This is a genomic window from Mesobacillus sp., assembly GCF_047739415.1.
GTDB lineage: Bacteria > Bacillota > Bacilli > Bacillales > Cytobacillaceae > Mesobacillus.
This window is the reverse complement of record NZ_JBIQOE010000298.1, coordinates 23,689-46,584: the sequence shown is the minus strand read 5'-3', so window position 1 is coordinate 46,584 and position 22,896 is coordinate 23,689. Positions and strand designations below refer to the sequence as shown.

General features: G+C 42.9%; 19 protein-coding genes. All 19 read right to left on the bottom strand.

Features of this window, described 5'->3' with window-relative positions; genetic code table 11:
• Nucleotides 1–687: 687 nt before the first annotated feature.
• The gene (gene thrS, locus ACH0QE_RS24285) at nt 688–2,619 is read right to left on the bottom strand and encodes a threonine--tRNA ligase (RefSeq protein ID WP_415803024.1); all 1,932 of its coding nucleotides are present in this window, start codon (nt 2,617–2,619) and stop codon (nt 688–690) included.
• Nucleotides 2,620–2,981: 362 nt separating this feature from the next.
• On the bottom strand, nt 2,982–3,857 hold the full coding sequence (ytxC, locus tag ACH0QE_RS24280) for a putative sporulation protein YtxC (protein WP_415803023.1): 876 nt from the start codon (nt 3,855–3,857) through the stop codon (nt 2,982–2,984).
• A 134-nt stretch (nt 3,858–3,991) separates the two neighbouring features.
• Nucleotides 3,992–4,924, bottom strand: a complete 933-nt coding sequence (gene dnaI, locus ACH0QE_RS24275; protein WP_415803022.1) for a primosomal protein DnaI — start codon at nt 4,922–4,924, stop codon at nt 3,992–3,994.
• Between the two features lie 5 nt (nt 4,925–4,929).
• Nucleotides 4,930–6,345, bottom strand: a complete 1,416-nt coding sequence (locus ACH0QE_RS24270) for a replication initiation and membrane attachment family protein (RefSeq protein WP_415803021.1) — start codon at nt 6,343–6,345, stop codon at nt 4,930–4,932.
• Between the two features lie 157 nt (nt 6,346–6,502).
• The gene (gene nrdR, locus ACH0QE_RS24265) at nt 6,503–6,964 is read right to left on the bottom strand and encodes a transcriptional regulator NrdR (protein ID WP_041967634.1); all 462 of its coding nucleotides are present in this window, start codon (nt 6,962–6,964) and stop codon (nt 6,503–6,505) included.
• Between the two features lie 109 nt (nt 6,965–7,073).
• On the bottom strand, nt 7,074–7,478 hold the full coding sequence (locus tag ACH0QE_RS24260; RefSeq protein WP_415803020.1) for a hypothetical protein: 405 nt from the start codon (nt 7,476–7,478) through the stop codon (nt 7,074–7,076).
• A 104-nt stretch (nt 7,479–7,582) separates the two neighbouring features.
• The gene (gene speD, locus ACH0QE_RS24255) at nt 7,583–7,963 is read right to left on the bottom strand and encodes an adenosylmethionine decarboxylase (RefSeq protein WP_041967626.1); all 381 of its coding nucleotides are present in this window, start codon (nt 7,961–7,963) and stop codon (nt 7,583–7,585) included.
• Nucleotides 7,964–8,362: 399 nt separating this feature from the next.
• The gene (locus tag ACH0QE_RS24250) at nt 8,363–9,394 is read right to left on the bottom strand and encodes a glyceraldehyde-3-phosphate dehydrogenase (protein WP_415803019.1); all 1,032 of its coding nucleotides are present in this window, start codon (nt 9,392–9,394) and stop codon (nt 8,363–8,365) included.
• A gap of 309 nt (nt 9,395–9,703) precedes the next feature.
• On the bottom strand, nt 9,704–10,312 hold the full coding sequence (gene coaE / locus ACH0QE_RS24245; protein ID WP_415803018.1) for a dephospho-CoA kinase: 609 nt from the start codon (nt 10,310–10,312) through the stop codon (nt 9,704–9,706).
• A 26-nt stretch (nt 10,313–10,338) separates the two neighbouring features.
• Entirely contained in the window at nt 10,339–10,971 is a 633-nt protein-coding gene (gene ytaF / locus ACH0QE_RS24240) for a sporulation membrane protein YtaF (RefSeq protein ID WP_415803017.1), read from the bottom strand.
• Nucleotides 10,972–11,044: 73 nt separating this feature from the next.
• Nucleotides 11,045–11,875 carry a DNA-formamidopyrimidine glycosylase gene (mutM, locus tag ACH0QE_RS24235; RefSeq protein ID WP_415803016.1) on the bottom strand — a complete coding sequence of 277 codons (831 nt, stop codon included), beginning with the start codon at nt 11,873–11,875 and terminating at the stop codon, nt 11,045–11,047.
• A 39-nt stretch (nt 11,876–11,914) separates the two neighbouring features.
• Nucleotides 11,915–14,545, bottom strand: a complete 2,631-nt coding sequence (gene polA / locus ACH0QE_RS24230) for a DNA polymerase I (RefSeq protein WP_415803015.1) — start codon at nt 14,543–14,545, stop codon at nt 11,915–11,917.
• A 151-nt stretch (nt 14,546–14,696) separates the two neighbouring features.
• Complete coding sequence (hflC, locus tag ACH0QE_RS24225; RefSeq protein WP_415803051.1) at nt 14,697–15,626, bottom strand: protease modulator HflC; 930 nt, start codon at nt 15,624–15,626, stop codon at nt 14,697–14,699.
• Entirely contained in the window at nt 15,619–16,587 is a 969-nt protein-coding gene (gene hflK / locus ACH0QE_RS24220) for an FtsH protease activity modulator HflK (protein WP_415803014.1), read from the bottom strand. The genes hflC and hflK overlap by 8 nt, the downstream gene beginning before the upstream one ends.
• 514 nt (nt 16,588–17,101) lie before the next feature.
• Nucleotides 17,102–18,868, bottom strand: coding sequence for a two-component system histidine kinase PnpS (gene pnpS, locus ACH0QE_RS24215; protein ID WP_415803013.1), 1,767 nt, complete (start codon nt 18,866–18,868; stop codon nt 17,102–17,104).
• Nucleotides 18,865–19,581 carry a winged helix-turn-helix domain-containing protein gene (locus tag ACH0QE_RS24210; RefSeq protein ID WP_415803012.1) on the bottom strand — a complete coding sequence of 239 codons (717 nt, stop codon included), beginning with the start codon at nt 19,579–19,581 and terminating at the stop codon, nt 18,865–18,867. The genes pnpS and ACH0QE_RS24210 overlap by 4 nt, the downstream gene beginning before the upstream one ends.
• Before the next feature lie 320 nt (nt 19,582–19,901).
• Nucleotides 19,902–20,378 carry a MaoC/PaaZ C-terminal domain-containing protein gene (locus tag ACH0QE_RS24205; protein WP_102263834.1) on the bottom strand — a complete coding sequence of 159 codons (477 nt, stop codon included), beginning with the start codon at nt 20,376–20,378 and terminating at the stop codon, nt 19,902–19,904.
• A gap of 136 nt (nt 20,379–20,514) precedes the next feature.
• A complete protein-coding gene (gene mdh / locus ACH0QE_RS24200) occupies nt 20,515–21,453 on the bottom strand; it encodes a malate dehydrogenase (RefSeq protein WP_102263835.1) in 939 nt (312 codons plus the stop codon).
• Nucleotides 21,454–21,543: 90 nt separating this feature from the next.
• Nucleotides 21,544–22,812: an NADP-dependent isocitrate dehydrogenase gene (icd, locus tag ACH0QE_RS24195; protein WP_415803011.1), complete on the bottom strand. Its 1,269-nt coding sequence runs from the start codon at nt 22,810–22,812 to the stop codon at nt 21,544–21,546.
• Nucleotides 22,813–22,896: the final 84 nt, after the last annotated feature.

Sequence of the window (22,896 nt, the reverse complement as noted above, 5' to 3'; positions counted from 1 at the left end):
AACGAATCACTTTCGTTTACTGCAACAAAAAGTATTGTATCAGATAGATATAAAGGCTGCAATACTTTTTTTTTCAGGCATTGTAAAATTATCTTCAAAAAGTATTACCAAAAACAACGAATTCCACCTACATAATAAGATGTCACAGCTTAATTCCTTATTTCTTGCTATAATTCAGGTAGAAATAGACAAGAAAGCTGGTGTACATATGTAGGTCGCGATCATCATCACAGGTGTGATCACCGGATTACTCGCAGGCACTGCATTGAAGTTTTTCAGGACTGGCTATGGTTTTTCCAATGATATTGACAATACGCCTGTTAACCTTAAATCATGCCGGAACTGCGGCCAGAGGATTCAGCGAAGCTATTCAAAAAACCTGTGTCCAACTTGCTCCAAACCGATTGAATAAAAATAGAGGAGCCACAAGGCCCCTCTATTTTTATGTCTAGCTTCAGCGCCTAGCCCCTCGAGACGCTTGTCTATCTGCGGCTCCTAACTCCTCGAGACGTTTCGGTCCTGCCAATGAAGTCAAAGAGCGACTTCACTATCAGGCCCTCCAACGCTTGTCGGAGTTGGGCAGTCGGCTATACATTTCATTTCGGGCCGCCCAATGAAGTCAAAGAACAACTTCACTGGTCGGGCCTCCAGAGCCTGTCGGAGCTGATCAAGGCGCTTGTGTTTTTCTTATTTCTTCGCCTCTTTCCTGAATGACTCCAGGAATTCATCGAATGCAATTGTTTCGGATTTCTGTTCGCCATATTTACGGACGTTGACTGCTTTTTCTGCTACTTCATTGTCACCGACTACGAGCATATAAGGAACCTTTTGCATTTGCGCTTCGCGGATTTTATAGCCGATTTTTTCGTCGCGGCCATCGATTTCAACACGGAAGCCTTCTGCCTTAAGCTTTTCCTTGATTTCTTTTGCATAGTCATAGTGGACAGCTGGAGATACCGGGATGATCTGTGCCTGGACTGGAGCCAGCCAAGTCGGGAATGCCCCTTTATACTCTTCAATCAGGAAGGCTACAAAGCGTTCCATAGTCGATACGACACCACGGTGGATAACGACTGGACGATGGTGCTTGCCGTCTTCGCCGATATAAGTCAGGTCAAAGCGCTCTGGAAGCAAGAAGTCAAGCTGTACTGTTGAAAGAGTTTCCTCTTTGCCAAGGGCTGTCTTGACCTGGACATCAAGCTTCGGTCCGTAGAATGCCGCTTCGCCTTCAGCCTCGAAATACTCGAGACCCATTTCATCCATCGCTTCTTTTAACATAGCCTGAGCCTTTTCCCACATCTGGTCATCATCGAAATATTTCTCTTTATCCTCAGGGTCTCTGTAGGATAAACGGAACGAGTAATCATTCATGTCAAAATCCTTGTAAACTCCAAGCACAAGCTCTACTACACGTTTGAACTCTTCCTTAATCTGATCAGGGCGGACAAAGAGGTGAGCATCGTTCAGAGTCATACCGCGGACACGCTGCAAACCAGCCAATGCGCCTGACATTTCATATCGGTGCATTGTTCCAAGTTCGGCAATCCTGATTGGAAGTTCCCTGTAGCTATGAATGCTGTTTTTGTACACCATCATATGGTGCGGACAGTTCATTGGTCTTAAAACGAGCTGCTCATTTTCCATTTCCATGACGGGGAACATATTTTCCTGATAGTGGTCCCAGTGTCCGGAAGTTTTATAAAGGTCGACACTGCCCATTACCGGAGTATAGACATGGTCATAACCTAGGCTTACTTCTTTATCGACGATATAGCGCTCGATGATGCGGCGGATTGTCGCACCTTTTGGAAGCCAAAGCGGAAGTCCCTGTCCAACCTTCTGTGAGTTTGTAAATAAGTTAAGTTCCTTGCCCAGCTTGCGGTGGTCGCGTTCCTTCGCTTCTTCCAGAAGCCTCAAGTGCTCTTTCAGGTCTTCCTTCTTGAAGAAGGCTGTACCGTAAATACGCTGGAGCATCTTGTTGTCGCTATCGCCGCGCCAGTATGCACCAGCAATGCTCAACAATTTGAATTCCTTTAGTTTGCCAGTTGATGGTACGTGTACTCCACGGCAAAGGTCGACAAAGTCTCCCTGTTCATAAAGAGTGACCTTCTCATCCGCCGGGATCGCTTCAATCAATTCAAGCTTATATGGATCTCCAAGCTCTTTGAAAAATTTGACTGCATCCTCACGGCTTACTTCTTTACGGACGATCTCAATGTTCTCATTGATGATTTTCTTCATTTCCTTCTCAATTTCCGGCAAATCTTCCGGAGACAAAGAATGTTCCATATCGATATCATAATAGAAGCCGCCTTCAATTACCGGGCCCACTCCTAGGTTAACATCTTTATACAGGCGTTTGATTGCCTGTGCCATTAAATGTGCGGAACTGTGGCGCAGGATTTCAAGAGCCTCAGGATGGTCGGGAGTGACGATTTCAATCGCTGCATCCTCCTCGATCGCTCTCTTGAGATCATACGGCTGTCCATTGACCATACCGGCAATGGCTTTCTTCTTTAGGCCCGGGCTGATTGAGCTGGCGATATCTTCAGTCGTTGTGCCTGCCGGAAACTCCTTCACTGCTCCATCTGGAAACGATATTTTTAACTTGTCTGCCATTGGCTTTTCCTCCCTTTGAAATATTGCGCAATTTTTTTGCGCGAAAAATAAAAAAAACCGTCCCTGAAACAGGGACGAGTTTGATCACACGTGGTTCCACCCAATTCCCACTCTTGCGCAAAAATATCGCAGAAATGGCTCTGGTTGCGGTAACGGCTTCTGCCGCCAGCCAATACTTGCCTTATGGGCGTTCACAGCTGGAGTTCAGAGGTGGTAAGCTTATTCTTTAGTGTTAGGAAGTTTTCAGCCGTGCCTTCCCTCTCTGGAAACCTTTCAAGAATGCCCATGTCCTCATCATTACATTTACTATTGATTTAGTATGTACGTAATTATAGTTTGTAATGTTTTGAAAATCAAGTGGGCTATTGTATATTTTCACGATCCTCTTTTAAAAAATTCACTTTTTCATCATGAAAAGTGGAAACTGGACTGACTTTCACACGTTCTTCAAAAAGATTGATGATCGTCCTCACTAACGGCTGGTGAGGATCGTCCGTGTACAAGTAAATGGTCTCAGGCGCAATCGACAGCAGTGGGGCAATCGTTCCGGAATCCACATAGACTGGGTGGTTGACAAGCAGCTTACGGTCAATCGTCCTAAACAACTCACTTCGTTTCATTTCTGTAAATTGCTGATTATAAAAGACCATATTCTCGTCAATCACCAGATATAAATGGGACATCTGCGGTTTCCTGTCTACAAGAAAATTCCTCAGTGTATGCAGGAAAACCTGGTACTCCTGTTCCATCTTATACTCATCAATTGCAATCTCTACCCATTTGGAGAGCTGCTCACTATATGCCTTCAACCTGAACATGACAAAGGAATCAAAAGAAAATGAGACTCTTTCATTAAAGATTTCATTGATCGAACCCTTAATCATCCCTTGTTCTTCGACACATTCCATGAAAGGAGCAAGTTCTTTACGGTTACCTTCAATGACCGAGTAAATGATATCCAGGATTTGATCCTGTTCTTCACTGTCTTTAAAATAATAAGATTCTGCCAGGATGGTTCTTAACCAGTCATCGCGTTTCACCGTTAATATAAAGTCATAAACACTTTTTTTGAGCAACGGCAATTTTTCATTTTTATAAAATTCTTCTGGTATAAGCACTCTATTTCGATCTTCATTAAGAAGAATTGAATTCGTTTCCTGCCATGAAGCCAGCCTGGCAACTAAATGTTGATACAAATTCCAGGCATCCTGCTTTTTTTGGAAGATGATTTCAATCAACCATATCCCCCCTCTTAAATAATCCCTGATTATATATATGGGGGACTTGGACAATTTAGAAGTGTCTATATGGTCGTTAGCTAGTTATAAATGTAAAAAAATGTGCCACAGCTTGATTAGCTGCGGCACATTTTTTATATTCTGCGATTCTTGCCTTCTACTTTTACCGGCTCGGCAAGATATTTAATCCGTTCCATGATTCTCGCTGCCTTCAATTGTTCTTCTTCTCCCCGCTGGCTGTGCGTCAAATGATGCTCCAGTCCTTTAAGGTCGAAGTTCGAGGTAAAGAAGGTTGGAAGGTTCTCAAGCATGCGGAACTGCAGGATCGTCCCGAGGATTTCATCCCTCGCCCAGCTGCTCATCGTTTCTGCGCCGATGTCATCAAGCATGAGTACATTCGCCTTTTTGATTGCTTCCAGCTTGTCATTGACAGTATGATCACCTATCGCATTTTTCATTTCCCTGAAAAATTCAGGTACATAGACAATCAATGAACTAATCTGTTTCTGTGCAAGTTCATTCGCGACCGCGCCAAGCAAATAGGATTTACCTGTCCCGAACGGTCCGTGAAGGAATAAACCCTTTTGCTTCTTGCCCGGCTCATAATTCTCAACAAAGTCTTTTGCCATCTTGATTGCCTTGAACCTTCCGGCGTCATCCAACTCGATATCCCCGAAAGATGCCTTCAAGATTTCCTTAGGCACAAAAATGCTATTGATCAGGCGTGCATTCTTTTGCTGCTCATCATGCATGACCTTCTTCTTGCACCGGTCATATTTTATGTCAATGAAGTTTCCTTTTATGAAAAGCTCTGGCTCATAACCCTTGATCATGTTCTTGCAGCCTGCGAGACTCTCACAATCTTCACAGCTCTTGCTCTGGTTGGAGAACTCATAAAGCTTTGACATACTGCCATCGAGCATTTCCCGGGTGATATAATCTGCATTCTCATCGAGGAATTCCTTGATATGCTTATCCTGCATGACCTGCCTCTTAATAGCTTCATAGCGCTCTTGGAAATTCTGGTTATTCGCCAGCTTCTTCAATGTTTCATTAATGTTTTGCAAATGAATCACCTCCCAGATTTGAATTTCTTCAATTCTTCTTCTAACTTTTTCTTTTCTATTTCAAAATCAGGGTCTACATCTTCAGCTTCTGTTTGCTGTTGAGGCTCACCCTCGGCCTTTTTCCCAAACCAATCCGGCAGAACCTCTTTACGAACCGGCTTTCTTTTTCCAGATGATGAAGAAGGGGCTTTCTTCCCTTCTGCCCATTCAAGATACTGCCTGTGCTCGCTTTTAGCCAGCTGCATTGCATCCCTGACTGTCGATATTTTTTTCCTCGACCAATGGCTGGCAATCTTTTCGATATAACCCTTTGTCAGCTTCATATCCGTCTTGAGCATAACATATTGAACTAAAACATTCACGACTCCCGGAAGCAGTTTTTGCTTGAACATCACCTCTTCGATGATCTGCAAGTCTCCTTTGGATGGCTCCGCACCGCCTGAGAGATCGATCAATAGCTGACGTGGGGATGTTATTTCAAAATATACCACCAGTTCTTCTTCCTGCGTTTTCGGCTTCTCGATTCCTGCTTTATGCTGGAAGGGCTGGGTCCGGTCCATAAGTGCCGGAAGCTGGTCCTGGTGTTCAAATTGGTACCAGTCACGAGCTGCTTTCCGAAGTTCCTCTATATCTATTTCGTTTTCTGGATTTACTGCACTCAAGACGATGTTCTTCATCTTCAAAGCATCTATCCCATATAGGAAGGCAAGATTGCTGATTGCTTCCTTAACCTTCGATGTGAATGCTTTTTTAGGTATGAGTGATTCCTGTAGCCCTCCAAATAGCAAATCGAAGTTGAACTCCGCTGGGTTGATCTGTATTTTGGAAGTTTCTCCTCTGCCAATAAAGGAATTCCCTTCCTCCGCCTCAAGGTCGGCAGCTGAATCCGCATTGTGCATGAGCGCCTGGGTAGGCACGGACAAGAATACGTCCTGGAATGCCTTCGTAATCTCCTCATATCCGGGCTCAGATCCAGCAGATTTATCGCTGAAAAATCGTTTAAGGCGCAAAAACTGGTTCTTGCCGACTTTTCGATACAAATAGACATTCAACATGCCATCAAGGAAAAATTGTTCAGGAGTCAAGGGCGGCTGCAATTCATAAATAAATGAACGACCTTCCTCGCTGTTTTTTACATAGGTCTTCAGCAACCCCATACCTTCAAGCTTTTGGCGAGCCTGGTAAATATCCTTCAGGTTCATATCCATGATCGTCATCAAGTTATGATGTGTGACAGGCTGTGACCAAAGCCGGTTCTCTTCCAGTTCAGCCCATAAGGTCATATAAAGGCTTAAGCAAGCTGGCCCAATCAAAGGCTGGTATAAGAAAGTGAGCACCTTGCGATCGTAGTCATGCAATAAACCACCAGATGCAACAATATATTGGTCTACAGGCAAAGTCTCTTGCCAATGCTGAGCCATCCCTTTCCCTCCATTCTGAATCCATAGCTGCATTTCATGTTTAAACTCTCTTCATAGAATTCTACCCTCTAGATTGAATTCAAAAAGAGCCTTAAAAAGAGCTGAAGTTCCCTTCAGCTCATCAGGATTTTACCAGGAGTCAACCGGACCCCAATTGTTATGATTGTTCTCTTTTTAACAACTCTTTCAATTCATCAATAAAGACATTGATATCTTTAAACTGACGGTAAACAGACGCGAACCGGACATAGGCGACTTCATCAATCTTCGCCAGCCTGTCCATCACCATTTCCCCAACGGCTTCGCTCTTAACTTCAGAAACTCCATGGCTTCGAAGTTCTTTTTCTACTTCGGAAACCAAATCCTCTAGCTCTTTCAAAGCGACGGGGCGCTTTTCACAAGCCTTTATTAATCCGCGGAGGAGTTTTTCCCGATTGAACTCTTCACGAGTACCTTCTTTTTTCACGACAATCAAAGGAATTTCTTCAACCTTCTCGAAGGTGGTAAAGCGAAATCCGCAAGCTTCGCATTCACGTCTGCGTCGAATTGAACGGCTATCGTCAACCGGTCTTGAATCAAGAACCCGGGTAGAGTTATTTTGGCAAGTTGGACATTTCATTTCGATCAGCTCCGAATATTTTGAAATATAGAATGAGTTCCACCAATACGTCCATAAGCATTTTCCTAAGTATTATCTTATAAAAAAGATGGGAACGGGACAAGAGGAACTATTGATTTCCATACTTGCCTGAACCAACAAAAGGGTGTGCGCGGTCCAGTTTCTCATAAATCTTCACCAGCTCCTGCTTCAAAGCCGGGTTGATGCCTGACAATGAAAACTTTTCAGTAGAGATATGTAAGTCGACTGCAGTCTCAAATGGCTTTGTTGTGATAACTGTCGCTGTTAAAAAGGCGGGCAGCTTCCCGTTCAACTCGGCTGATATTTCTCCATGTTCTTTGGATACACTCGTTATCTTGAGCGAAGAGTCAGCCTTCAGCAAGTCTTCGACCGTCTGGAACATCTGGTTAAAGTTCGTTTTATAATAACGGGTCTTCAGCTGCTCATCCCTATTGTTTTCACTTGTTCCGCTAAATTTTTCGTACCGTCCTGTTATGGATTTTAATAAAGACATCAAAAATCCTCCTGCAAGTTATTTCTATTATCATTCTACCGTATTTTACGGCAAAATAAAAAGAGGTGTATCGCTACACCTCTTGTGAATTTTCATATTTTCAATTATAGAGCTTTAGCTTGTGCTTGCTTCACATGCACAGGGCCCATGCCACGTGGAATTTCGATATTCTCACGAGTTTGTGCGCCAAGAGCTTCTGCAATATAGTCAGCTGCAATGTTAGGATCCAGATCACCGCAAGTGTAAACATCGATGCTAGCGTATCCGTGTTCCGGGAAGCTATGAATAGTTAAATGAGATTCAGAAATAATGACAACTCCGCTAACACCTTGTGGCGCAAATTTGTGGAAAGCCACTTCGCGGATTTCAGCACCTGATTTCAATGCTGCTCCAACAAAAGTTTGTTCAATAAAATCCATATCATTCAATTTTTCAAAATCGCAACCCCAAAGTTCAGAAATTACATGACGACCCATTGTTTCCATATTCAATTTCCCCCTCTAACAATATTAGAATGAAATCCTTAGCTTCAATGGTATCTTAACTACCACGGGGGAAAGTTAGTCCAGAGAGGTCCTAACCCTTTAAGTAGCCAATTGGTACCGTTATTAAGAAGTTCACGATGACTAGTATACTTTGTTTATATTTTTTTTGCAACACATGAAATCAAATTTTTTTCATGAATTTTAAGCTTTGATTTTTGTAGTCTGATAGATGGCTCTCCCATTGCTTTTTCAAGGGGCATACACCTAAAAATCTCTTTTGGTTTTACAGCTTGATCTCCATTAAACAACAGCAAAAACTAGCTGTAACATTAGATAAAAATAAAAAACAGCCAAAAATAAAAAGCTTGCCGATGAGCAAGCTTTTTTACCTCTTTAGAATTATCCTACCTTCACAGTTGCAGAATTGGACATTGCGTGGGCAACATGCTTTGTCAGGTCTACAACCCTGCTTGAGTAACCCCACTCATTGTCATACCATGCAAGAACCTTTACTTTATTAGCACCGATGACCATTGTAGACAGGCCATCAATGATTGCAGAATGTTCATTCGTATTAAAGTCGATTGAAACAAGTGGATCTGTTGTGATATCAAGGACGCCCTTGAGCTTACCTTTTGATGCTGAATAGAAGGCATCGTTGATTTCGTCTACTGTTACCTCACGCTTCAGGTCGACAACAAGGTCAACTAGCGAGACGTTTGGAGTCGGTACCCTTAGCGCCATACCATGCAGCTTTCCTTTAAGCTGAGGAAGCACAAGTGAAAGTGCCTTTGCTGCCCCAGTTGAGGTTGGAATGATGGATTGGCCGCAAGAACGTGCCCTGCGCAAATCCTTGTGCGGGTTATCAATATTATTCTGGTCATTTGTATAAGCATGCACAGTCGTCATCAAGCCATTTTCGATACCGAAAGTATCATCCAGCACTTTCGCAACCGGTGCAAGGCAGTTTGTTGTGCATGATGCATTCGAAATGATATCATGTTCATCAAGATTTAATGCGCTTTCATTTACTCCCATAACAATAGTGATATCCTCATTCGTACCAGGTGCTGTCAAAATGACCTTCTTTGCACCAGCATCAAGATGAAGTGCAGCCTTTTCACGGGAATTGAACTTTCCTGTAGCTTCTATAACAATATCAATCTTCATTTCCTTCCATGGAAGCTCAGCAGGATTTCGATTGCTTAATAGTTTAACTGTCTTACCGTTGACAACAAGATGATCATCAGCTGGAATGACTTCACCAGCAAATTGTCCATGATTAGAATCATATTTTATTAAATGCGCCAGTGTTTCAGCTGGGTAGCTCGCATTAATCGCTACAACCTCAAGATTTTCTTCAAGAATGGCTCTTCTGAACACCATTCTTCCAATTCTCCCAAAACCGTTAATCGCAATTCTCGCCTTCATTGTACGGCCCCTTCCGAATTAGTGTTATACTTAATAACCCCTTTGTATGGTATTAGTATAACATATTAAATTTTATTTGTGATAAATAAATGCACACATTTAAAATATAAAATAATTCTGATAATAATGATCATTTAACGGTAAGTTTAGAGACGCCAACAATCTTAGCCTGGCCAGGATTATATCTTATGAAACTTGGATTAAAAACTTAAAACATTAAATTGAGTATAACCAGGAATCAATCATTCGAAACCGGATTTACAACTCACATAACCAGAAATGAGTCGGTTCAAGCCACAAAAAAAGAGCCTACTCGGCTCTTAAGATTTCCCATTCACTTAAAATATCCAACAACTGCTGCCTCGATTGCTCGATGCTGCCGCTGTTATCAATTACTGCGTCTGCCAAACTGACTTTATCCTTCAGCGGCATTTGTGATTTGATCCTGGAATAGGCTTCTTCTTCCGAGAATCTGTTGCGCTTCATCAGTCTATCCAACTGGGTTTGCTCATCCACATATACCACGATGATTTTCTCGACCAATCCTGTCAGCTTGCTTTCAAACAGAAGCGGAATGTCCATGACGACGGCTCTTTCATTTGCCTCTTCAGCTTTCGCTCTCTTTTGTGCCATCCGCTCTCTTACTGCTGGATGGACGATTGAATTAAGCAGCAAACGCTTTTCTTCATTGTTAAAGATGATTTCTCCCAACCTAGGGCGGTTTATCGTACGGTCTTCTTCTAAAATTTCTGTGCCAAAATGGCTGACAATATCATTGTATGCTTTCTCTCCTGGCTCAACAGCAAGCCTGGCTTCGATATCTGCGTCGATGACGGTGATGCCCATGCCGGTGAACATTGCTGATATCGTGCTTTTTCCGCTTGCTATACCTCCTGTCAATCCGATAACTAATGACATCCTCACTTTATCCTTTCAAGGGCCTGTTAAAGCTTCATCAGCCCGATTATGATCAATAAGATTCCTGGTACAAAAGAAAATTTTTGCATCCAGCCGCTCTCCGAAAAATAACTCCCCATTCTCATCCCTGCATACACAAATAATGAACTCATGCAGGCAACTGTCAAGGCCAGGTATCCTGGAGAGAATCCTAAAAACGCTGCTCCTACCCCTGCACCAAATGCGTCAAGCGACAGGGCAAGACCGAGCATGACAGCTTCAATTCCATTGATTGTACCTGATCGGTCAAAATCCGCTGTCATTGGCTTTTTCAAAATATTGATGACGATACCTAGTGATTTGATTTCAAGATTAAGGATGATTTTTTCGTGACAGAGCAATTCTGTTTTGTCTTCGCGGAAAAATTGGAATAAGACCCATCCGCCTAACACGATCAAGACAGCGCCCCCCAGTGTCTCTGCCACTCCTGGTGAAAAAAAGCTCTCAAGAAAATGCCCGATCATCATTGCTGCCATCAGGACGACAGCAGAACACACCGCAATAACGGCAATCGATTTAATCGGGATTTTCATTTTTCGCAATCCATACGTTAACCCTACACTGAAACTGTCAAGGCTGACAGCGAATGCAAGTAAAAGCAGGGAGATTGTTTGTGCCATAAACTGAGCTCCTTCCTGTCAATCGCTACGTTAGTATATGGAAGGAGCCTAGATATGGTGAGAGTTCATTATGTTAATTAAGTTTCTGGCACGACGGGCAGTAATGCGTTCCCCGTCCGCCAACGACGGTTTTTTCCAATGGTGTTCCGCAATCCTTGCATGGTTCGTTTTTACGGCCATATGCAAAGAGCTGGAGCTGGAACATGCCAATCTGTCCTTGTGAATTCACGTAGGAACGGATCGTGCTGCCTCCTTTTTCAACAGCTTCAGACAGAGTGCTGACTATTTCCTTGTAGAGCACAGCCTCCTCTTTTGAAGTCAAAGAGTTAGCAATCCTTTCGGGATGGATTTTTGCACGGAAAAGCGCTTCATCTACATAGATATTCCCGAGGCCAACAAGGATCTTTTGGTCCAGCAATGCAGGTTTTATTTTTCGATTGGTTTTTTTTAGCTTTTCTGACAGCCATTCCACCGTAAAATCTTCTGAAAAAGGTTCAGGCCCTAAATCAGCGAGAGGCTGGGTTTCAAACTCTTTCCCTTTTTCATAAAGATGCATCGTGCCGAATTTCCTGACATCCTTATAGCGCAATTCTGTTCCATCGGTAAAATGGAAAATGACGTGCGTGTGCTTATCCACAGGTTCATCAGTATTGAATACTCCATATTTCCCTTCCATCCTTAAGTGGGAAACGAGCGCGAAATATTCCGTGTAAAGAATCAGGAATTTCCCTCTCCGGCCAACCTCTTTTATCATCTGGCCTTTCAGTGCATCGTTGAACTGTTCGACCTCATTCGGACGCTTAATCATTTTTGGCCAAAAAACGGAGACATGTTTAATCTCTTTGCCTACCGTCAGGACTTCTAACGTCCGTCTGACGGTTTCGACTTCTGGTAGTTCAGGCATTTTATCCCGCCTTTCTCTGTAAAAATCCTGTTGCAACTTCTACTTTGCGTCATACCAAGTCGGGCCATATGAGAAGTCCACCTTTAGCGGCACCTTCAATTCAATGGCATTTTCCATGACTTCTGGCACAATCTTTTTTAATAACTCAATTTCATCCTCAGGTGCTTCAAAAATCAATTCATCGTGTACCTGAAGCAGCAGTCTTGTCTTTATGCCCTCTTCGCGGAGTCTCTCTGCCATATCAATCATTGCCTTCTTGATAATATCTGCGGCACTTCCCTGGATCGGAGTATTCATCGCCGTCCTTTCCGCAAAACTCCTTAGGTTGAAGTTTCGTGCCGTAATTTCCGGGATGTATCTGCGGCGATGCAATAATGTCTGGACATACCCCTTCGCTTTTGCATCCTTAACGATTTCATCCATATATTCTTTGACACCAGGATAGCTTTCAAGGTAGCGTTCAATGAATTCGCCAGCTTCCTTCCTTGTGATATTCAGGCTCTGGGATAATCCATAATCGCTGATTCCGTACACAATCCCGAAGTTGACTGCTTTTGCATGTCGGCGCATATTGGAGGTGATTTCATCTTTCCCTACATTAAACACTTCCATTGCCGTTTTTGTATGGATATCCATGTCATTCTGGAAAGCATCAATCAGCTTCTCATCACCCGCAATATGGGCGAGGACACGCAGTTCGATTTGCGAATAGTCGGCAGCGAAGATGACCCAGCCTTTTTCAGACGGAACAAAAGCCTGCCTGATCTTCCGGCCTTCTTCAAGCCTGATCGGGATGTTCTGCAGGTTCGGATCCGTCGAGCTCAACCTTCCTGTCGATGTTAGCGCCTGGTTGAATCTTGTATGGACTTTTTCAGTCTCTTTATTGACGACTTTTTGCAAACCTTCAATATATGTTGATTGCAGCTTTCCTAGTTGGCGGTAGTTAAGAATTTCTTCAATGATTTTATGTTTCGGCGCCAATTTTTCAAGGACGTCCGCTGAAGTAGAATAACCTGTCTTCGTTTTTTTCACGGCCGGCAATCCCAGTTTTTCGAAAAGGATGACCCCCAATTGTTTTGGAGAATTGATATTGAACTGTTCTCCTGCCATCTCAAAAATCCTTGTTTCAATATCGACTAGACGGCCTTTGATTTCTTCGCCCATTTTATCCAGGCGATTCATATCAAGCTTAACACCCTGATATTCCATATCCGCAAGAACCAATGATAGCGGCATTTCCAGGCTGCTGAACAGATCATGCTGGTCATTGTCCCATAGCTCCTGCTCAAGCTTTTCTTTTAATGACACAAGCACATCTGCCTTGCGCACCAGATGTTCTCCAAGGATACTTTCCTCAGGGATTTTCCGTTTAGCTCCCTTTCCATAAACAGCTTCGTCAGCCTGCACGCTCGTGAAGCCATGCTGTTTTGCAATGGCTGCCAGGTCATCCGGTGACTCGGAAGGGTTGATGATATAGGATGCAAGTGACACATCGAAGTCAGCGCCTTTCAGATGGATGCCGTGATGGCGCAATGAAACCTCGGAACGTTTCGCATCATAGACAGTCTTTTTGCTTGTTTCATCCTCGGCCCATTTCTTGAACTCTTCTGATTCCAGCGCGAGTTTTACAGGCAGGTAGAAGCTGCCATTTTCATTCACGATCGCAAAACCGATAATATCGGCATAGTGGTAGTTATCTTCAAGTACCTCGACGTAAAAGCCGTTTTCCTTTGCAAAAATATCTTGCTCAATCTGATCCAGCTGCTTGAATTCAATGTCTTCAAGTTCTACATTTTCTGCTTCCGCAACTGCTCCCAGCTTGTCCAGCAGGGAATTGAAACCGAGTTCCTTGAACATTTTCACAAGCTTTTCGTTCTCTGCGCCTTCATACTCAAGCTCACTCAATTCTACTCCAACAGGTGCTTCACGCGTAATAGTTGCGAGTTCCTTGCTCATCACAGCCTGATCCTTGAATTCCTCAAGCTTTTCCTTTAGCTTTTTCCCACTGACTTGATCAATCGATTCAATCAGTTTTTCAAGCGTGCCATATTCCTTCAACAGCTTGATTGCCGTTTTTTCCCCTACGCCTGGAACACCTGGAATATTGTCGGATGCATCACCCATCAAGCCTTTCATATCAATGATCTGTTCCGCAGTGAGACCATATTTCTCCTTGATATGCTCAGGTGTATATTCTTCAATATCAGTGATCCCTTTTCTTGTGATATTGACTGTCGTCTTGTCGGAACTCAACTGGGTTAAGTCCTTATCCCCTGAAATGACCTTTGTTTCGAAGCCTTCTTTTTCAGCCTGCAAGCTTAATGTACCGATAATGTCATCGGCTTCATAGTTCACCAGCTCATATTGCTTTATGCCATAAGCCGTCAGCAATTCACGAATGAACGGAAACTGCTCAGAAAGTTCAGGCGGTGTTTTTTGCCTTCCACCCTTGTACTCACTGAAGGTTTGATGCCTGAAGGTCGTTTTTCCTGCGTCAAACGCTACAAGAATATGTGTAGGCTTCTCATCCTCGAGAATTTTCATCAGCATCATTGTAAAGCCATAAACAGCATTTGTATGTATCCCTTTTTCATTATTCAACAGCGGCAGTGCAAAAAAAGCACGGTATGCAATACTGTTACCATCTATCAAAACAAGCTTTTTAGACATGTCATTCCTCCTCCTTGTAGACACGGATATGTGGCCCCGTTCACAAAAATATGTTTGTATGACTCTATATAGAAAAAAGACCGTTAGATTCCTTCCTATTTTATCATGAGAGATGATAGAAAGAAAAATAACGGCCTTTTGGTTGGCTCTATTAATTTGTGTAGCCCATCAGCATTCTTGCATACGGTGAATCAGATGGAAGGACAATGACGGTTTCGCCATTGATTGTCTTTTTATAAGATTCCAGTGTGCGGAACATCGTATAGAATTCCGGGTCTTTGGAGAACGTTTGGTTGTATACTTTAGCCGCTTCCCCTTCCCCTTCGCCTCGGATCGTCTCAGCGTCTGCAGATGCCTTTGCCAGAAGTTCTTTCACTTCTCTGTCCGTTTGGGCGATGACTCTGTTTTTCTGGGCATCCCCCATGGAAAGGTATTCCTGCGCCTTAGACTCACGCTCTGAGATCATTCTCGTAAAAACAGACATTTCATTTTCTTCCGGCAAGTCGGTCCTCTTCATTCGGACATCTGTCACAACGACTCCATAATTACCGCCAGCGAGCAGCTCATTGACTTTTTCAGTCACCCTGTCATTCAATGAACCACGGGATGACTTTTCATCATTGATGATTTCGTCATAATTCAGCTTACCAAGCTCAGAACGGACAACCGAATAGATGAATTCCTCCATTCTCGATTCCGCACCCTCAAGCGTTCTCGCATTGGAAATCATTTTTTTAGGGTCTTCAATTCTCCAGATCGCATAATTATCGATCAGCATTCTCTTCTTGTCCTTCGTGTTGATTTCTGCCTGTGAAACATCATAGGTCATCTGGTATTTAGGCAATGTCGTGACACTCTGAATAAACGGGACTTTGTAATTCAAACCGGGTTCTTTGATGATCCTAACAACTTCTCCAAATTGCCTTACCACTTTATACTCGCCTTGTTTCACGATAAATAGATTAGTAAAAATGAAGACAAGCAGGGCAATAAGGATGACCAGGAAGATCCCTAATTTCGTATACTTCCGCCAGGAACCACCATTTCGTTCATTGATATCAATCACGTTTTGATCAGCCATTATTCTTTTCACTGCCTTCCTGCTCTGACTTAGGTTTATCTGCTTCAAGCGGGCGAATCGGGAAATACTTCATTGTATTGCCATCATCATTCATGATGTATATCTCCGTTCCCGGCAGGACTTGCTCAAGCGTTTCCAAAATTAAACGCTGTCTTGTGATGTCCGGATTGGTTTTGTATTCAACAAGCAGCTTATTGAATACCGCCACGTCACCTCTAGCACGTTCGATCCTCGCAGCTTTTTCCCCTTCCGCTCTTGAAATAAGCGCATCCTTTTCCCCCTGAGCTTCGTTCAACTTCTGGTTACGGTATTTCTTTGCTTCATTTATTTTCGTATTCATTGTTTCACGCGCATCCGTAACATCAGTAAAAGCTTTGCGCACTTCTTCATTTGGCAATTCAACATCCTGGAGCTTTACCCCAAGGACGGATACACCCATATCGTACTTTTCAATCAGTGATGATAATAAATCACGGACCTCCGCTTCGATTTCAGCTTTTCCCGAAGTCAATGCTTCATCAATTTCTGAACTTCCGATAATGCTCCTTACAGACGCTGAGGTCGCATCATATAGAATTTCTCTTGGTTTATCCGCGTTAAATAAATATTTTTCCGGGTCAGTTATCTTCCATTGAACTACCAGGTCGGCAAGGACGATGTTTTCATCACCTGTAATCATTTTGGTTTCATCAGGAAATTCTTTGATTTCCCCATCCTTCTCTTCATAACCAAACTGTAGGCTGAAAGTTTCTTTCGATAATTTCTCGACACTCTGGATTGGCCAAGGCAGCTTAAAGTGCAAGCCCGGTTCGCTAATCCCTTCCTCTACTTTTCCAAACGTCAAAATGACCGCCTGCTCAGATTCATCGACCGTATACCACGTCGTGAAAGCCGAAAGACCTAAAATAATGGCCAAGACGACAATCCCGCTCGTCACGTAGATTTTTTTTAAGCTTACCATCTCATTCTCCTCTTCCTATGCTTTTGTCTATGTTTGTTTTTACGTTTATAAACCGTAAAAGTTTCAAAAGAATGTTAATTGAAAAACAGTTTCGACACAATGGTGGATTTTGTATTTTTGTCAAGTAAAGAACAAAAAAGCGCAAGCGCTTCGTTCAGCCCCAACAAGCGACTCGAGAGGCTAGGCGCTGGAGCTGGATCAAGAATTCTACATGTAGTTATCCACTACTAAATAATTTCCTGAAAAATGAAAAAAGCACAAGCGGGGTCAGCTTGTGCCTTTTTCTAGCTCCTTGGATGAAGGGGTTTTCACTAATGATTGTAGCAAGGCAGTGTTAAGGAAAAATAAACCTTTTGTTAAGTGAATGTAAATTTGGGACTTTTTTAAATCTGACTGTTGATTTAGATCCAATAGCTTCACTTTCCGCGAGCATCATAATGAAAAAGCCCAATTCAGTTACGAATTGGACCTGCTAATTAGTTATTGTACTCATTTGACTCTTGATTGTATTTCCCTATTGAGGCAGCTTTTTAAAGAGCTTGATCGTAAAAGTTGTCCCTTTGCCTATCTGGCTGTCGACTTCGATATGCCCTTTATGTGCTTCAACAATGTGTTTGACGATGGCAAGGCCTAACCCTGTTCCGCCGGAGTTCCGGCTTCTTGCCTTGTCCACCCGGTAAAATCGTTCGAAAATCCTCGTTATTTCGCTCTTCTCGATCCCTATACCGGAATCTTTGACCTCAACCGAAATGGAATTATCCTGGTCAGTTAAAGAAATCTCTACACTGCCGCCATTTGGAGTGTAGGTTATTGCATTGCTGACAAGGTTGATCAGCACCTGCTTGAGCCTGTCTGGATCTCCTTCAATGACAGCCTCTTCGCTATGCTGACTGAGCTTCAGCATAATATCCTTTTGTGCTGCTTTTCTTTTTAAAATCTCAATAACTTCATTTGCTTCTTTTACGAGATCCACTCTTCCTTTAGTCAGCCGGAAACCATGCTGCTCAATTTTCGAAAGGTCGAGCAATTCCTGGATCAGTACCTGAAGACGGTCACTTTCCTTTAAAATGATTTCCAGGAATGCTTCAAGTGTTGCCTTATCATGCATCGCACCATCCAGCAGAGTTTCTGAAAAACCTTTTATAGAGGTAATCGGTGTCTTTAGTTCATGCGAGACATTTGCCACAAAGTCCTTCCTCATCTGTTCCAGTTTCTTCAGTTCGGTAATATCATGGAAAACGAGAAGGATTCCCTTCCAGACATTGTTTGTCCCGATAATCGGCACTCCATAAACTTCAAAATGGCGTCGTTCGATCTCCAATGGCAAAACAACTTGCTTCCTTACTTTTTGTTCAGTCATGAAAATCTCTTCGACCATCTGGGTAATTTCCTCATGGTCAATTACTTCATAGTAAAGTTTGTAGAGGTATTCAGAAGCCTCCACATTAAAAATTTCCTTGTAAGGCTTATTAATCAAGTTGATAAAGCCCCTGCTGTCAATCAGGATCAGACCGCTGCCCATATTTTCAATCAGTGTGGTCAATCTGTCCTGCTGGGATTCTTTCAGCTTCATCAGTTCCTGAAGGTTTCTTGCCAGGATATTGATGGATGAACTCAGCATACCCGTTTCGTCTATATGATCCTCATAAGTCCTGGCCCGATAGTTCCCTTTTGCCAGTTCGATCGCCACATTTGTCGCCGACTCGATCGGTTTCGTATAGCGGTTGGTGATCCTTGTGCCAAGAAGGATGATGACCATTAGTGCCAAGCCGAGGCTAACGGTAAGAATCCACCAGATTTGACGATAAGCTTTCTGCAGCTCATCAATCTTTGTTGTTAAAAAAACATAGCCTTCTTTTTCGCCATCATGAATGAGCGGCTTCCAATAATAATGCAGGTCAAAACCTCCACCTACTTCCAGGTCACTCTGCTCCTCAGGAGTATCTTCAACGATGTCGCCAATAATATCCCTGTGCCTGTTGATTTTCGTGCTTGATAGTTCACCTGTGTCATAGTGGATGTCTCCCTCAAGATCAACAATGGTGATCCTTGCGTTAAGCAGCCCGCTCATCCGCGAAATTTCTTCAGTATCCAGAGATGCGAGTCCACCATTCTGTTCGATATTGGAGGTTAAAAGATTCATTTCAATTTTCAGCCGTTCATTGAATGAATTAATATAGTAATTCTTGAATAATTGCCCTAAAAGCAGACCCAGGCCTACCAACACGATGATGATCAGGGTAATGAGGGCAAACAAGAGACGTGTCCGGTACTTAGTCATTCTCCCTTTGGTTCCTCCAGCTTATAGCCTAGGCCTCGTATTGTTTTGATATATGAAGGCTTTTTCGTATTCTGTTCGATTTTTTCCCGTAAGTGGCTAATATGTACATCTACAATTCTTGTATCACCTGCAAAGTCATAATTCCAAACAGCGCTGAGCAGCTGGTCACGAGTCAGCACTCTGCCTTTATTCTTTGCCAGGTAAAGAAGCAACTCGAATTCTTTCGGAGTTAATTCAAGCAAGTCTCCCATAAAATAAGCTTCGTAGAAATCCGGGATGATCCTAACATCGCCAATTTTTATTTGTCCCTCTTCCTCAGGCTTTTCCTCCACAGTTTCTGGCTGTGTCTGCGTTCTTCTGAGAATGGCTTTTACCCTTGCTACAACCTCACGCGGACTGAACGGCTTAGTCATGTAATCATCAGCGCCCAGCTCCAGACCAAGCACTTTGTCAAATTCATCATCCTTTGCCGTTAGCATCAGAATCGGCACATTGATTTTCTGCTGCCTGAGCAGCTTGCATACTTCCATGCCATCAAGCTTCGGAAGCATCAAATCCAAAACCATCAAATCGGGCCTTTCCTCAGCTGCAAGGCGGATCCCTTCCTCCCCGTCCATTCCAGTTACCACAGAATAGCCTGCCTGTTCGAGATTATACTTCAGCAGTGTCACAATAGATTGTTCATCATCCACAACCAAGACCTTTTTGTTCATATGAGCCTCCAAAAAAGTTATTACCCCTGTTTCATCCAGGCTCTTTTCTCAAACTTTGTCGCTAGTGACTACAAAATTTGATTGAATGACCAATGTTTCTCTACAAATTTAAAGCTTATCATGAGAAAAGAGCTTACAAACTTAATACCGACCTACAAATTGGCTTTTAATCACGTTAAAATCGGCTTTAGGATTTTAACAACAGTCTTACGAAAACAGCCTTCATCCAATAGCTCTATTTACATTATAATATCAACCCAACCGGTAAAATCAAATTTAAAACTAAAAGGGATGCACAATTATGTACATCCCGAAAAAAATTAAAAGTTTTCTAATGCTTTTCCTTCCATACGCTGGACTGGATATGGAGGACAGACGAGCAGCAGACCCTTCACAACTGTCTCATCTTCTTCATTTTTTCCTGTAACCGAAATTTCAACATTATGCTTACTCCTGATTACTTCGGTTACTTCAAAAAAGAATTGGACTGTACCATAATGGTAAACAGGTTTCACATACTCAATATCCTGCTTCAGAATATGGCTCCCTGGTCCTGGAAGGTATTTTGAAACAGCTGAAGTGATGATCCCATTCAGCATGATTGCGGGAACAATCGGTTTTTCATAAGGCGTCTGTGACGCGTAATCATGCTGGATATACAAAGGATTGGCATCATTCGTCAATCCCAAATATAAGAGAAGGTCTTTATCTTCGATTTTTTCTGTTAATGTTAATTTTTCTCCGACAGTGATTTCTTCTATTTTCCTGCCAAGCTTACGTTTTCTTCCAAGCAGCATAGCATTTACCCCTTTGCAATAGAAGTTCAGGAATGTCCATTCCCATCTCTTGTCCCAAATTCATATACTTGATAATTTGTGAAAAAAATCGGGGAATATTCCCCGATTTTTTTATTTACTAGTAATCTTTTAACGTTTAAGCCAGTACTGCCATAACATTGCGGACAGCTTCTGCAGACTTATCAAGTGCTGCTTTTTCTTCTGCTGTCAATTCAAGCTCGATTACTTTCTCGATACCGCCAGCGCCGAGGATTGTTGGAACTCCAAGATAAATTCCTTCGTATCCATACTCTCCTTCTAGATATGCAATAGAAGGCAATACGCGTCGCTGATCCTTCAAGATCGCTTCACACATTTCAACCAGGGAAGCTGCTGGAGCATAGTAAGCGCTGCCATTCCCAAGTAGGTTGACGATTTCGCCGCCGCCTTTACGAGTGCGTTCGACGATGGCATCAAGGCGTTCTTTTGGAATAAGTGTTTCAAGAGGAATGCCCCCTGCATATGAATAACGCACAAGTGGAACCATGTCATCGCCGTGGCCTCCTAGAACGAAACCTGTAACGTCTTTTACAGACAGATTTAATTCCTGAGCTACAAATGTACGGAAACGAGCAGTATCCAATACGCCCGATTGGCCGATTACGCGATTTTTAGGAAAGCCGGACTCTTTGAAAATAGTGTAAGTCATCGCATCAACTGGATTAGTCAATACAACGATAAAACTATCAGGAGAGTGCTTGGCGATTTCCTGGGCTACACTTTTCATGATTTTTTGGTTCGTCTGGACAAGGTCATCACGGCTCATACCAGGTTTGCGCGCAATACCAGCTGTTACAACAACGATGTCTGAGTCTTTCGTGTCTTCATAGCTGGAAGTACCAGTAATGTTCGCGTCAAAGCCTTGGACTGGGCTCGCTTCAAGCATATCAAGCGCCTTACCCTTTGTAGGGTTTTCCATTTGCGGGATATCGACTAATACTACATCCCCAAGTTCCTTCTGTGCTAGCAAGAATGCTGTTGTTGCTCCTGTGAATCCTCCACCAATGACTGAAATCTTTTTGCGTTTCAATGACATAAGGCTTCCTCCTCAGAACGAATATATTTTTAAAAATATATGTTATTTATGTAAAGGCTATCCTTAAAAAGGATAGCCTTCCGCACATTTTTAGCCCATGTTCTTGATTAGTTCATCACCGAACTCAGAAGTCTTTACTTCTGTAGCACCATCCATCAAACGAGCGAAGTCATATGTTACAACCTTTGATGCGATTGATTTTTCCACTGACTTGACGATCAGGTTAGCTGCTTCAGTCCAGCCGAGGTGCTCAAGCATAAGCACGCCTGAAAGGATAACAGAAGATGGGTTAACTTTATCCAAACCAGCATATTTCGGAGCAGTACCATGTGTCGCTTCGAAAATAGCGTGGCCAGTTTCATAGTTGATGTTTGCTCCAGGAGCGATACCGATACCGCCTACCTGTGCTGCAAGTGCATCAGAAATGTAGTCGCCGTTCAGGTTCATTGTTGCAACAACATCGAACTCTTTCGGACGTGTAAGAATTTGCTGAAGGAAAATATCTGCAATTGCATCTTTTACGATGATCTTGCCAGCAGCCTCAGCATCAGATTGAGCTTTGTTAGCAGCATCCGTTCCTTGCTCATCTTTGATCTTGTCATACTGAGCCCAAGTGAATACCTTATCACCGAATTCCTTTTCAGCAAGTTCATAACCCCAGTTTTTGAACGCGCCTTCTGTGAATTTCATGATATTGCCCTTATGTACAAGCGTTACTGACTTACGGCCTTCTGTAATGGCGTAATTGATCGCTGAACGTACAAGGCGCTCTGTTCCTTCTTTGGAAACAGGCTTGATACCAAGACCTGAAGTTTCTGGGAAACGGATTTTGTTTACACCCATTTCATTTTGCAGGAATTCAAGAAGTTTCTTAGCTTCATCAGATCCGCTTGCATACTCGATACCAGCATAGATATCTTCAGTGTTTTCACGGAAAATTACCATGTCAGTGTCCTGTGGACGCTTTACAGGAGAAGGAACACCTTCGAACCAGCGAACAGGGCGCAAGCAGACGAATAGGTCTAGTTCTTGACGCAATGCAACATTCAGAGAGCGAATTCCGCCACCGATTGGTGTTGTTAAAGGCCCTTTAATCGCGATTAAGTATTCATTGATCAATTCTAAAGTTTCGCTTGGAAGCCACTCACCAGTTTGATTGAATGCCTTTTCTCCAGCAAGAACTTCTTTCCAGACAATCTTGCGCTCGCCCTTGTATGCTTTTTCAACAGCAGCATCAAGAACTCGGACAGAAGATGCCCAGATGTCTGGACCTGTACCGTCACCTTCGATAAAAGGAACGATTGGATTGTTTGGTACGTTTAAAACTCCATCTTTAACTGTGATTTTTTCACCTTGCATATTATTCTCTCCCTCCAAAATCCTAATTCATTAACAGAATCAAAGGTTAGCAGGCGAAATTGCCACTAACCTTCTTTTTGGAAG

Coding starts and splice junctions, on each gene's coding strand:
- thrS (WP_415803024.1), bottom strand. CDS start 2,619: ATGGCAGACAAGTTAAAAATATCGTTTCCAGATGGAGCAGTGAAGGAG.
- ACH0QE_RS24270 (WP_415803021.1), bottom strand. CDS start 6,345: ATGGCTCAGCATTGGCAAGAGACTTTGCCTGTAGACCAATATATTGTT.
- nrdR (WP_041967634.1), bottom strand. CDS start 6,964: ATGAAATGTCCAACTTGCCAAAATAACTCTACCCGGGTTCTTGATTCA.
- ACH0QE_RS24260 (WP_415803020.1), bottom strand. CDS start 7,478: ATGTCTTTATTAAAATCCATAACAGGACGGTACGAAAAATTTAGCGGA.
- speD (WP_041967626.1), bottom strand. CDS start 7,963: ATGGAAACAATGGGTCGTCATGTAATTTCTGAACTTTGGGGTTGCGAT.
- ACH0QE_RS24250 (WP_415803019.1), bottom strand. CDS start 9,394: ATGAAGGCGAGAATTGCGATTAACGGTTTTGGGAGAATTGGAAGAATG.
- coaE (WP_415803018.1), bottom strand. CDS start 10,312: ATGTCATTAGTTATCGGATTGACAGGAGGTATAGCAAGCGGAAAAAGC.
- ytaF (WP_415803017.1), bottom strand. CDS start 10,971: ATGGCACAAACAATCTCCCTGCTTTTACTTGCATTCGCTGTCAGCCTT.
- mutM (WP_415803016.1), bottom strand. CDS start 11,875: ATGCCTGAACTACCAGAAGTCGAAACCGTCAGACGGACGTTAGAAGTC.
- polA (WP_415803015.1), bottom strand. CDS start 14,545: ATGTCTAAAAAGCTTGTTTTGATAGATGGTAACAGTATTGCATACCGT.
- hflC (WP_415803051.1), bottom strand. CDS start 15,626: ATGGCTGATCAAAACGTGATTGATATCAATGAACGAAATGGTGGTTCC.
- hflK (WP_415803014.1), bottom strand. CDS start 16,587: ATGGTAAGCTTAAAAAAAATCTACGTGACGAGCGGGATTGTCGTCTTG.
- pnpS (WP_415803013.1), bottom strand. CDS start 18,868: ATGACTAAGTACCGGACACGTCTCTTGTTTGCCCTCATTACCCTGATC.
- ACH0QE_RS24210 (WP_415803012.1), bottom strand. CDS start 19,581: ATGAACAAAAAGGTCTTGGTTGTGGATGATGAACAATCTATTGTGACA.
- ACH0QE_RS24205 (WP_102263834.1), bottom strand. CDS start 20,378: ATGCTGCTTGGAAGAAAACGTAAGCTTGGCAGGAAAATAGAAGAAATC.
- mdh (WP_102263835.1), bottom strand. CDS start 21,453: ATGTCATTGAAACGCAAAAAGATTTCAGTCATTGGTGGAGGATTCACA.
- icd (WP_415803011.1), bottom strand. CDS start 22,812: ATGCAAGGTGAAAAAATCACAGTTAAAGATGGAGTTTTAAACGTACCA.